The organism is Paracoccus sp. M683, from assembly GCF_007096355.1.
In the GTDB taxonomy this organism is placed as follows: domain Bacteria; phylum Pseudomonadota; class Alphaproteobacteria; order Rhodobacterales; family Rhodobacteraceae; genus Paracoccus.
This window is the reverse complement of record NZ_VKDF01000029.1, coordinates 1-11,886: the sequence shown is the minus strand read 5'-3', so window position 1 is coordinate 11,886 and position 11,886 is coordinate 1. Positions and strand designations below refer to the sequence as shown.

Sequence of the window (11,886 nt, the reverse complement as noted above, 5' to 3'; positions counted from 1 at the left end):
CCTTCGAATATCTAAGGGCCACCTTGACCGCGATTGCCAACGGCCACCCTCAAAGCCGCCTCGACGACCTGCTGCCGTGGAACTTCAAGCCGTCAAGCTAAGCTGACCGTGCTGTTCTGCGACCGCTTACACTTGAAGATCAGATTGGCGTTCACCGCGTAGCGGCGGGCAACCTGCGCAACCGAAACCCCCGGCGCGGTGGTCTGGAAGCAGATCGATCGCTTCTCCTCGTCGTAAGCGTTCTCTGCCCCCCACCTTCCGCGCGGCATTCTGATCGGTTCATTGGACCGCGATGATTGTTGGGACGGAGTTTCTCCATGGAGTCTGCATTGGAGCTTCTCCCGGCTGGCGGCCGCGGCCGTCGGAACCGGAAGTGGCCGGATGAGGTAAAGGCGCGGATTGTGGCGGAGACGCTGATGCCGGGCGTGACCGTGAATACCGTTGCGCGGCGGCACGGGGTGCCGGCGAACCATGTCTCTTCTTGGCGGACGCTGGCGCGGAAAGGGCGACTGGTGCTGCCTGCTCCTGAAGATCCGGTAGAGTTTGCGGCGCTGTTGCTCGGCCCCGCTGAAGATGCGCCGCGGGCCGATGTCGGTGCCGTGGCCCGGCCGGAGATCGTCGCGGGCGCGGTGGTGATCCGTCTGGAAGCCGGGGCCTCGGCGGAGCGGATTGCCATGGTCGTGCGCGCCCTGGCGGCTACCCCATGATCTTCCCCTCCAACCGCGTGAGGATCATGGTTGCGACCAAACCCGTCGATTTCCGCAAGGGGCATGATGGCCTGGCTGCACTGGTGTCGTCGGTGCTGCGCAAGGATCCGTTCACCGGCACGGTGTTCGTGTTCCGCTCGCGCCGGGCGGACAGGCTGAAGCTTTTGTATTGGGACGGCACCGGTCTGGTAATGGCTTACAAGCGGCTGGAGGATACAACCTTTACCTGGCCGGCCGTCAAGGACGGGATCATGGCGCTGAACCATGCCCAGTTTGAGGCGCTGTTTGCCGGGCTCGACTGGCGCAAGGTCAAAGCTCTGGAAACCCGCCCCCCTGCTGCGGCAGAATGAATCAGTTGTCTGATTTTCCATGTTTTTGCCGGAGATCCTTGATAAAATCAGAGCATGTTCGCAGCCTCTGTTCTCGATCTTTCCGCCATTCCCAACGCGCAGCGCGCGGCGGTTCAGGCGTTGCTGGAAGAGGTGGCGGCTCTCAAGGACATCACTAGACGCCAGGAGCACCTGATCGCCGAGCTGAACCATGCCCTGCATGGCAAGCGGTCGGAAAAGCTGACCGAGGATGAGCGGCAGCTGGCTTTCGAGGACCTGTCCATTGCGTTGGCCGAGGTCGAGGCTTCGAGGGAAACGCAGGCCACCAGGGCGGGCAAGGGGGCGACCAGGCCCGCGCCGAAGCGCAATATCGGCAACCTGCCGGCTGCACTGCCGCGTATCGAAGAAGTCATCGAGCCCGCCAGCCTGATCTGCCCCTGCGGCTGCGGCATCATGCACAAGATCGGTGAAGACCGCAGCGAGCGGCTGGACATCGTGCCTGCCCAGCTGCGCGTCATCGTCACCGTCCGCCCGAAATATGCCTGCCGGTCCTGCACCGACGGCGTCACTCAGGCACCAGCACCCTCCCGCCTGATCACGGGCGGGCTGCCGACCGAGGCGACGCTCGCCCATGTGCTGGTCAGCAAGTATGCGGACCATCTGCCGTTGTATAGACAGAGCCAGATCCTGGCGCGGGCGGGCCTTGATCTGCACCGCGCCGTTCTGGCCGATTGGGTGGGCAAGGCCGCATTCCATCTGACGCCGGTGGTGGATCGGCTGGCCGAGCATCTCAAACGGTCGGGCAAGCTGTTCATGGACGAAACGACGGCCCCGGTGCTGGACCCGGGGCGCGGGACGACAAAAACCGGATATCTCTGGGCACTGGCGCGCGATGACCGGCCCTGGGGCGGCGAGGACCCGCCCGGCGTGGTCTACTTCTATGCCCCCGGCCGCGCGGGCGAGAATGCCGAGACCTTCCTGACCGGCTTCGATGGCATTCTGCAAATCGACGGTTACACAGGCTATAACCGGCTGACCAAACCCTCGCGCAAGGGCGGTGCCCCCATTCGGGTCGCGCATTGCTGGGCGCATGCAAGGCGCAAACTAAAGGAAGTCTTCGACCGCGATGGCTCCGACATCGCTGCTGAGGGGCTGCGCCGCATCGCCGAGTTCTACGCCGTCGAGGCCGACATCCGCGGTGTCTCGCCCGGCCAGCGCCTCTCGGCCCGCCAAGCCCGCACCGCACCGCTGGTGGCAGCCTTCGGCGGCTGGCTGCAGGCGCAACGCCGAAAGATCTCCACCAAATCCCGGTTGGGCGAAAAACTCACCTACATCCATAACCACTGGGAAGGGCTGCAAGCCTTCCTGACCGACGGGCGCATCGAGATCGACTCCAACAGGGTCGAAAATCTGATCCGCCCCATCACCCTCAATCGCAAGAATGCGCTCTTCGCAGGTCACGACGAAGGCGGCGTTGCTTGGGGCCGCATCGCCTCGTTGATCGAGACCTGCAAGATCAACGGCATTGAGCCCTTTGCCTATCTGAAGGCCACCCTCACGGCGATCGCCACCGGCCATCCACAAAGCCGCCTCGATGACCTGCTACCGTGGAACTTCAAGCCGTCAAGCTAAGTCGACAGTGGGGGCCAGCGACCGCTTACTCCTCGTCCGTCCAAAGCCGCTTCGTCCGACGCGCCACGCCATCACCACAGTGTCCACTATCAATGGTGGACACTATCCGCCTCTATCTCCCCGCGGCAGAGCGGTCAGGCCGGACGGTTACAAAGCTCCCAAGCCCACTCCCTGAGCACGGACACCCGTCCGCGGCCTACGCCGGATGGTTACGCTTCAGGCGCAGCGATGCGTCTGGAGAGGCCCATCAGGCCGACGACCGCGAAAAAGGGAGACCTGACAACTCCACGTCGGGCAGCTCGGTAAGCCACCCTCAAACAGATCCCGCCACCGAGTTTTGACGCACCCTCGGCCCTTAGTTGACTTTCGGAACGTCTTGCCGCCGCAGCGCGGCATTCCCTTGAACGGCCATTCATACACCACGCAGCATTTCCGTCGGCGAATTGACGACAATGTGTAGGAGCAGGGGGAAATTTTCAGTCGTCCCACACCACTTCAGTGGCGAGATATTCGCGGATCACCGTTCGAACGATAAACTGACCGTGGTTCATAACCGCGAAGCGGTATACGTTTGGTTGCACAACTACCCAACCATCTGGCCTCATATCCTCGCCAGATATAAGGCGCTGCATCAGGCGACTGCCTACCTCCGGCCATCCGGCCCGGTAGTCGATGGTTTCGAAGTTGGCTAACGCATTCGGGGACAAGGTAGGGATCGGGTGGATCGCCACATGCGCCGGTTCACCTTCGGCCCGCTGTCCATGTTCGAACAGGACATGCCCGCGGGCATTCTTTATAACGACATTTTGAATACGCGCTATGTCGGGGACAAACGTGACCTGATCGTTTCCATCCGCGCCTTTGACGATCTGAAGTTGGGACACGATTTCATTCTGAAGGCGATGGTTGTTGCCGAGTATTTTCTCAGACCGCTCTACAACCTGTTGATCCGGGTCTGCGGTCCCAGCGAGAACCGACCCCAAGAATGCCGTGAAATACTCTTCGTCATTCGAAAACGAAGTGTTGCAAGACTTGCAAATCTGGACGGTGGGAAGGTCATTCGGAAAGGGGCGATCAAGTATGCTTTTTGAAGGGACATGGTCGAGATTACTCTCGGCAATTCCCAAGTCAGCATTACAGTGAATGCAGCGCCCTTTGTGTCGCTCGTCAGCATAATCCCGCATCTGCTTCATCGATATTCCGTTTCTCCTAAAGAGATTTTATGACCGCGGCACGGCACACTGCCCGTTACGTCGGCGGTTCACGTACGGCGCAGCGAACCCGATCGACCAACGTTACTGAAGCTAAGAACTTGACGGCGAGTAACAGGAGTGACGGCCCCTAGGCCACCAAGCTCAAGATCGAAGCGCACGTTGGAAATCGGATCCTCGCCGCATAGGGATGGCACAGGCAAAGTGCCTGCATCAAAGAGCGCTATAGATGCGCAGTCCGGCAACGTGCTTAAGCGTAACTCAGATCCATAGATATCCGCGCCGCCTTTGCGCAGGCACTGACGAAAGAACCGGGCGCGGCTGTCAGCGTCGTCCAGCGCAGCATAAACCTCATCGATCAACTCGTACACCGCTTCGCCGCCCGGTAACTCGGCCAGCAAGATGGAAGCGACATAGACCTGAATGTCCGCATTGGGGCGAAGCTGCTCAAGCGAAAACCTGTGCTGCCGGGCAGACTTCAAGGTTGTCTTTACTTCCAGCGCAAAGTGCTCGGTCATGAAGTCGTACCGCGCACGGGCTGACGATGACCACGCCCTGGCTGCAGCGTTCACATTCTGAGCGGTGCGAATGATGTGCAGTTCGCCCCAGAGCCCTACCACGTCTTTCAGATCGTCGCTCAACCGCGTGAAGAGGTCTGCAATCGAAAGAATTTGGCTTCGCACCGCCGCTGGTGACTGATCCGCGCCGGGTGCCAGGAACGCTTCTTCCAAGAGGCGGAGAAAGACGCGGATGATGTCTGGGTCGTCATTGGCAAGGGAAACCAGCGTGTAAGTGCCGGAAAGAGCGCCTTCATCCTGAAACTGGATATCGCAGGGGCATGCGAAGCGAACCTCGACGGCTTTCAGCTTCAGATCAGGCTGGCCATCATCTTCGGCCATCTCGAAGAGCAAATAGGGCTGCCCTTGCGCATCCACGGAAAGCCAGAGCCCTTGGGCACTATCGATCTTGCTCCCGAAGAGATGCTGGCAGGCATTCGGAAACCGACGGGCGAGCTCCTGATATGTCTCAAACAGCATGGTCCTCTCGTTCCACCCAAACACGCTCAGACAGGGATTCGGGGATGTGCACGGCAAGCACGGGCAAATCTTCCAGAAGCACGCGGTTCTTGGCGGCGTTCTCTAGGTGGTAGCGATGAATCTGGAAGGTGATTGTGTCATCGGACCGAATTTGGCGCGCGCCTGGATAGTTGGTGCGAGCGTTGCTACCCTGGAAGAGGTTTCTGATCTTAGGCGGGTCTTTGGTATCGAGACTGCGGCGTGCTTCAACGCCCGACCACGGGCCGGAGAAGGCAAAGACCCCGCACCGCATGTCACGGTCTTCACTGGCGAGCTTTTCAAGGCCGACCATGATGGCTGAGTGCTGCAAGCTATCGCCGGGGTTCTTGTAGCGGATTTGTCCGATGAAGGGGATTATCTCGCTGAGCGGAATGCCATCGCTGAACGCCGGAATGGTCTGCTGCTGGTTCCAGCCGTCCCGCTTGTATTCCCAGAAGTCGAACGCACTGAGTAGCTGGTTCACCGTTTCGCGGTTATCGGCGACGAAGCCGGTATCCTCATAGGGATAGTCAGGGTAAATCCAGCCTTCGCGTCCGCGCGACTGGTACATGTCGAGCAAGATGACGGAGCGCCGTGTAGGCTGGAACCTCTGGCTAAGGAACCAGGTGCGCCGCCAGTCTTTCAGGCCGCCGCCATCTTTAATGTGCTTGGAAATCGATGAACGGACCGATTCCTCGTGGGATACATAGTCTTGAAACGCTTCGATGTTTTCTGTCGTCAGATAGATGCGGCATAGGCCAAGATAGCGCTTCTTGTAGCCGAAGAAGCGCGCGCGTTGCTGGATGTTATCGGCGTTTCCGATGCCGACGGACCTTGGCATATAGGAGACCGTCAGGCCTTCGACCGTGAAACCGCGATCAAGCCCGATGCCGCCGACCAGGATCCAACTGTAGTCGCCCTTCCAGTCGATGGAGGGGATTTTGGTCTTCTCGCGCGTGTTGAGTTCTGCGATGGCGGTTTCTGACACGGCGTCGAAGAGCAGCGGTTCGATCTGATCAAAGCCGTAATTGGCGGCGTAGGTCTTGCTCAACCGTTCGAAGGCCGCGCGAAAGCCTGCCAGCAGGTCGTCATGGGCGTGATGATCCGGGTCGTCCAAGATGGACGCCCATTCATCGCGCATGTTCTTCGCCCATCTCGCAAACATGAGATGATCTGCTTTGGGGATGGCCGGGTGGATCATCATGGAGCGATTGCCGCCGCCCTGATCGTCTTCTTCGCGCAGGCCGATGGCGACGCCGACGAAGAAGTCTTTCAGGGCCTCCAGCATGCTGGCAGGCGGGCTCGCGGGCGGATCGTCCCTGTCCGGCACATCGGTTTGCGGGATGAGCTCGATGTACTTGTCCGGCCCGTCCACAAAGAACTCTTTGCCGCCGACATAGGCATCTCCGGGTGTCAGCACCGCGCCGAAGTCGGGCGAGAGCGTGTCGATGCGGCTGATCAGAAGCGGCGCTTGCGGCGTGGCAGTGTAGAGAAGATAGCTGTGATGCGGGAAAAGACGGCGCAGCGCCGTGATGCGCGCGTAGGTCGTACTCTCTTCCTGTTGCAGGGCCTTGGTATTCATCCCTGCCTGGTCGCCTTCGTCATCAATGATGAGCGTCGGCACGTTCGTCAGATCGACCCCGGCGAGCAGTGTGGCCAGATGATCGAGATGGCGATGCTCCTTCATAGAGACGATCAGCACTGTGCGCGAGCGCGTGCTCCCCTTGCGCCATTTCGCGAGCTCGCTTTTGACCCGCTCCACCTCGGCCCCCTGGAAGCCTTTGTCTCTGGTCGAGAACAGCTTCCAGTTCCGGTTCTTCTCGACCTCCAAGTCCTTCTTCAGACGCTCGAAGGATTGCTCGACCAAGTTGTTGGTTGTTCCGGCAAGAAGAAGGACGATCTGATAGTCGTTGTCGTGCGCGAGCGCGGACAAGCTTGTGAAGGAAAGCGTCTTGCCGCTCTGGACGTAGCCGATGATCAGGCCGGTATTGTGATCGCCTCGATTCTTGGGATCAGCGCATTGACGCATGATCGACAAGGTTTCCGAGACAAGCCGGGTCTTCTCGGTGTCTGAAAGTGATGTGTTTGACTGAAGAAGGCGCGTCAGAGCCGGACCTTGCGCCGGGTTCCACTTGCCGGACGTCTGGCGCTCGTGAATCTGGATAATGCCTTCGTCACTCATCGGGGACAGTCCTCGTCACAAGGTTCTTGAGGATTTCATTGGTGTATTGCCGGATTGCTTTGGGGTGATGCGAGGCAAGCTCCGTGGCGATGACTTCTGACAACGCCATGGTAGCAGCGATGTTCAGCACTGCCGCGAAGCCTTCCGAGTCGAGATTGGGAAACTGCGCCATGAACGGATGTAGCATGGCCACGCGGATCAGCACTTCGCGCGGATCAGGGTCTGTGATGGCTGGTCTGCTCTGGATGGAAAGCCAGTCACTTTCCTTGTCGGCATAGGACAATTCTAGCTTTACGATCCAAGGCGTCCCCCGGAACAAAAACTCGAACTGAAAATCATCGCGCTCTCCCTCCGCAACCGCGTCAAGCTGCTCCCCAACATCGAGAAGGTTCTCGTCCGGCGAAGGCTCAAGGCTTGGCGATACAACGCTTGGAAACGCCTGCTGAGATGTAACTAGGGTTCTGTGATCGAACTGCTTGGCCACGGCGGGAGCGGCGCTGCGGGCGACCTTGCGTGCGTTCCGCGCGTCCTCCAAGGCCCTGTATTTTTGTGTCTGCTTGATAATAGGCAGGTCTTCGCCGTTCAGTATTTTGTAGAGCTTGCGAAGAAATTCGTCTTCATGCTCGCCCCACTGAACACCGTCCTTAGTGTGAGAAACACTGAAGCCCTTCAGGTGGATTTCACCAAAGATGCGCTGCGATTCATAGCTGTTTGGCCGTTTGAAGATATCGGTTGGTCGGTAGGTTTCATCGGCGCTGCCAAGGACCAGTCTGTTGCGCCGGAAGAGCGCGAGACCGGCAAGGCGGGTATCGGCTTTCTCACGGATGGCAACGAAGCCGGTCGCTGATTTTCCTGGCCCGAGATCAATGTCGATATCGCGCTTCCACATGATCTGCGGTCCATCGGGGTCTTTGTAGGATGGCGTGACCAAGACCTTGGGCTCGTCGTATCTCAGCTTCTCACCGTCTACGAAGAGTTCCAACGCGCCAGAGCGCAAAAAGATGCGATAGATGCTGGCCAGATGCTCCTTGATCTTGCCGATGGTCCGGCCTTTCGGAAAGCGGCGAATGTCCTCCAGCCGGATTTCCGTATAGTGCTTGTCCTCGGACGCAACCGAAGTAACGACATTCAACTCTTCAATGCTGTCATGGACGATACGGTCAATATCGAAGAAGACGGTGCGCTCGTCTCTTTCGCCAAGTGCGCTGGAGCGGACGCTCCATTTCGGCGCGAACCAGCACGCGGCGCTCTTCATGCCCATGCCGAACTCGGACAGGCCTGTTGCATCGGGCGGGATTTCGGCGGGCCGGAAAGCGCGCTGATAGTCGGACGAGGCAATCCCGGCAGCGTTGTCGAGAACCAAGATCCGGCTGTCGTCCGCATCGAAGATGATATCGACCCGCAGTACGTAGGAGCCGCCCGAGGTTGCCTCCAAGTCCTTACGGCGCGATATACTGCTTTGGATCGAGTTATCAACAAACTCGGCCAGAGCGTACCACGCCTTGTAGTTGAGGTGCGGCAGCACTGAAAGGACGTTTACACCGGGCCGGATATTGACCGTGTTCAGGCGACTCATATTACTCTGCGGCAACGGCCCGCTGCGCGGACTCCGATGCATCTTCTCTGGTGACAAGGGCGGCGAAGATGCGTTTCACAACTTCAACATTTACGGCATTGCCAAAGGCTTTGTAGGCACCGTTCTTAGTGCTCGGCAAATGGGTGAGATCAAGGCTTTGCAGGCGGCTACATTCGCGCGGCGTCATATAGCGCCGTTCCCAGCCTATGATGGGGACCTGGCTCGTTGTCATCGCAATGAGTGAAGGGGCAGTATCGGCCTTTTTGATGCGAATACCGCTCGCCCGGAATTGGATGATGTGTTTCCAGATATCCCGCTCACCGCCTTTGACGTTCCATTCGAGCTTCTGGAAGCTGGGCGGAAAGGATTTGATCTGATCAATCCAAGGATCGATGATCGATTTGTGTTCAGTATAGAACATACGGTTTTTTTTGATGAAATCGATCTTCCACGCCGGAAAGCGCTCCAACTTTGTACGGGCATATCCTGGAAGCGCAGCCTCAGTTTCTGCTGGCGACATCCCTTTCAATGATCGCCCAAACGCGCCTTTGTAGCGGCCCAAACTACGATATCCGCGCGTAAGCGGAGTGAGTCCGTCGAGGGGGTAATTCGCACCGAATTCCATCGCCCAAATTGGGAATGACGGAAGCTCCTTACCCTTCGGAAAGGTAGCTACAAACTCCTGCCAGACCGATAGATAGTGAACATGGCTTGAACTCAAGTGCAGTGCATCTTCAGGGTCATCGTCCAAAACGGATGCGATGGAAAGCTGTGCTTGATTATTTAGCTTTGGCCAGGAAAAGCCGCCAAGCCCTTCGCGATCGCCAATGATAAAGGCCCTCTCACGCTTTTGCGGCACGCCGAACATATGAGGAGATAAACGTGCGAAGTCGATATCATAATCGAGCGCACGAAGCCGGGTACAGATGTTCTGCCACGTCGCGCCGCCATCATGGCGGATAAGGTTTGGCACATTTTCGATGATGAAGAAGCGCGGCTCCTTCACGCGCAAAATGTCGATCACGTAGTCGATAAGATCGCCCCATTGCGGGCATTGCAATCCTTTTTGCTCCCCAGCCTTGGAAAATGGTTGGCAGGGAAAACCTGCACACAGGACGTTATGATCAGGAATCATGGAAATGTCAGCGCTGCGGATATCACCATGGGGCTTGATGCCGTGATTCTTCTCGTACAACGCGGCCAGATCGGTGTTGATCTCTGAGGCGAAGACGCAGTGACCGTCTGACGCGCTCAGCGCCTGATGAAATCCACCAAGACCAGCGAAAAGATCGATGAATTTCGTCTGGACCAAGGCAATCAGGCTCACAACTAAGAGTTTCGGATGGGCGTTGGCGGTGTCCTTGAACCGCCAAGCAGAGCTAGCCACACGATATAGCGGCTCGCCGCCATGTCAACGCAAGACCTGCGCGCTTAGAGTGGAAATGCGTCGGCGGAAAGGAGCTTGGTATGCACCACGGCGGATGCACAGTAAAAACTGTTGACGGGCGTAAGCGTGTTTCACTTCAATACTCAGCAGGCTGCTGAAAAAGTCATGACGCGACCAGACCTTGCGCTGAAAACAGGGAAATTGGTCCGCCAGCGCGCCAAAACGCACGGTTTTCTGGCCTTCTCCTGACAACGCCGGGATAATTTCCTCCACGAAGCAATGCCAAAATACTTTTTCAGCAGCCTGTTAGACGACGACAGCTTATGAGCGATGCTGCAAACGCCCTGCTGCACCACCGCATGTCCGCTTTCCGCCCTTCTCGACGTTTTCCGTCTGGCACAGGTCCAATGATTTGATGCAGATTGTGTCATAAATCGTTTCCTTTTTGAGTTCCATAACGAAAGAAATTCTTGACATGAATACCTTGCGCACAACGCGTCGCCAACTCGGACTGACGCAGGCTTCAGTCGCGGGCTCGGCCGGGATCAGTCTGCCGACGCTCCGGGCGCTCGAGCGGGGCGAGGGTGGTGTGCGGGCGCTGGTCGCGGTCATGGCGGTGCTGGATCTGCGCTGGGGCTGGGTGCCGGATCGCGCGCAGGCGGCGCGGGCTCTGGCGGACCGGCGTCGGGCTCGGGGGCTGAGCCAGGCGCAACTGGCCGCTCGGATCGGGGTCAGCCGACCGGTGATCATTGCGCTCGAGAGGGATCTGGGCGCGACGGTCGCGACGCTGGTCAGGGCGGCGGCAGTGCTGGGTGTCAGGTCGGTCCTGCGGGCGAATCCTGCAGGACGTGGCGGATTGGTGCCGGTGACGAATGCCCCGGCGCAGGATCTGGTGATGACGCCGGCGGAGCTGGCGGCAGGGGTAATCGCGCATTTCGCCGGGCGGATGACGGGCGCGGTGCTTGACCCGGCCAGAGGCCAAGGGGCGTTCCACGACCGCTTTCCCGAACATCTCGAGCGGGATTGGTGCGAGATCACCGAGGGCCGCGATTTCCTGGATTGGCAGAGGCCGGTCGACTGGGTGATGACCAATCCGCCGTGGTCGCGGCTGCGCGATTTTAGCCGCCATGCCATCACGATCGCGCCGAATATCGTCTGGCTGGCGCCGCTGACCAATCTGACGACAAAGGCGCGGCTGCGTGATCTGGACGAAGCCGGGTTCGGCATTGCTGAGCTGGTGCTGATCGACACGCCAAAGGACTGGCCGCAGAGCGGCTTTCAGCTGGTCGCGGTCTGGCTGCGCAAAGGGCACAGCGGCGGCTGGTCGGTGACGAGGCTGGTGGAGGGGGCGCAAACCCCCGGGATGTGATCAGGGCATCGGTGTGCCCTGATCGGGTGCATCGCCCTGCAAGACATCATCATCTGGATTGACGTCGAAGATGCGGGTGAACAGGAATTCTTCGGCTTCGGCTTCGGCTTCGGCTTCGGCTTCGGCTTCGGCTTCGGCTTCGGCTTCGGCTTCGGCTTCGGCTTCGGCTTCGGCTTCGGCTTCGGCTTCGGCTTCGGGGATGCGCCTGGGTTTGGCCCTTAGCAGGCTGCTGAATTAGTCGAGGGGCTGGAATGGTTTCCCTTGGTTGCCGGCTTTGCTGCCCGGCCGCGCGCTTTTTGTTCTGAAACGCGTGTGTGTGACTGACGCGGTTTTTCGTCATCATGCGGCCAACAGCCGAGGCAGTCGCGCGAGGTTGTTGGCAGTCATCGTCAGGATGAAGCGGGAACGCACCCGTTCGATGCCCCGATAGACGGTCTG

General features: G+C 59.0%; 11 protein-coding genes. 5 read left to right on the top strand and 6 right to left on the bottom strand.

The features are described 5' to 3' along the window. From FNJ84_RS20990 to FNJ84_RS20970, 4 genes are all read left to right on the top strand, one after another. Positions 1 to 101: transposase domain-containing protein (locus FNJ84_RS20990; RefSeq protein WP_143792218.1), on the top strand; the 101-nt coding region annotated here is incomplete at its 5' end. Between the two features lie 300 nt (positions 102 to 401). Further along, a complete protein-coding gene (locus FNJ84_RS20980; protein ID WP_139616678.1) occupies positions 402 to 707 on the top strand; it encodes a transposase in 306 nt (101 codons plus the stop codon). Further along, positions 704 to 1,057, top strand: coding sequence for an IS66 family insertion sequence element accessory protein TnpB (gene tnpB, locus FNJ84_RS20975; protein WP_143795164.1), 354 nt, complete (start codon positions 704 to 706; stop codon positions 1,055 to 1,057). The genes FNJ84_RS20980 and tnpB overlap by 4 nt, the downstream gene beginning before the upstream one ends. 54 nt (positions 1,058 to 1,111) lie before the next feature. Continuing rightward, complete coding sequence (locus tag FNJ84_RS20970) at positions 1,112 to 2,668, top strand: IS66 family transposase (RefSeq protein ID WP_143795163.1); 1,557 nt, start codon at positions 1,112 to 1,114, stop codon at positions 2,666 to 2,668. A gap of 476 nt (positions 2,669 to 3,144) precedes the next feature. On the opposite strand, the gene FNJ84_RS20960 is transcribed toward FNJ84_RS20970, so the two are convergent. The 6 genes from FNJ84_RS20960 to FNJ84_RS20935 form a co-directional block, all read right to left on the bottom strand. Beyond that, a complete protein-coding gene (locus FNJ84_RS20960) occupies positions 3,145 to 3,861 on the bottom strand; it encodes a hypothetical protein (protein WP_143795162.1) in 717 nt (238 codons plus the stop codon). A 68-nt stretch (positions 3,862 to 3,929) separates the two neighbouring features. After that, on the bottom strand, positions 3,930 to 4,916 hold the full coding sequence (locus tag FNJ84_RS20955) for a PD-(D/E)XK motif protein (protein WP_143795161.1): 987 nt from the start codon (positions 4,914 to 4,916) through the stop codon (positions 3,930 to 3,932). Then, positions 4,906 to 7,116, bottom strand: coding sequence for a Z1 domain-containing protein (locus tag FNJ84_RS20950; protein ID WP_143795160.1), 2,211 nt, complete (start codon positions 7,114 to 7,116; stop codon positions 4,906 to 4,908). The genes FNJ84_RS20955 and FNJ84_RS20950 overlap by 11 nt, the downstream gene beginning before the upstream one ends. Next, on the bottom strand, positions 7,109 to 8,692 hold the full coding sequence (locus FNJ84_RS20945) for an ATP-binding protein (RefSeq protein ID WP_185968631.1): 1,584 nt from the start codon (positions 8,690 to 8,692) through the stop codon (positions 7,109 to 7,111). The genes FNJ84_RS20950 and FNJ84_RS20945 overlap by 8 nt, the downstream gene beginning before the upstream one ends. Before the next feature lies 1 nt (position 8,693). Beyond that, entirely contained in the window at positions 8,694 to 10,019 is a 1,326-nt protein-coding gene (gene dcm, locus FNJ84_RS20940) for a DNA (cytosine-5-)-methyltransferase (protein ID WP_221932025.1), read from the bottom strand. A gap of 84 nt (positions 10,020 to 10,103) precedes the next feature. After that, positions 10,104 to 10,352, bottom strand: coding sequence for a hypothetical protein (locus FNJ84_RS20935; protein WP_143795158.1), 249 nt, complete (start codon positions 10,350 to 10,352; stop codon positions 10,104 to 10,106). A 202-nt stretch (positions 10,353 to 10,554) separates the two neighbouring features. Here FNJ84_RS20935 and FNJ84_RS20930 point away from each other — a divergent pair, with 202 nt between their 5' ends. After that, positions 10,555 to 11,448, top strand: a complete 894-nt coding sequence (locus FNJ84_RS20930; protein WP_143795157.1) for a helix-turn-helix transcriptional regulator — start codon at positions 10,555 to 10,557, stop codon at positions 11,446 to 11,448. Positions 11,449 to 11,886 lie beyond the last annotated feature (438 nt).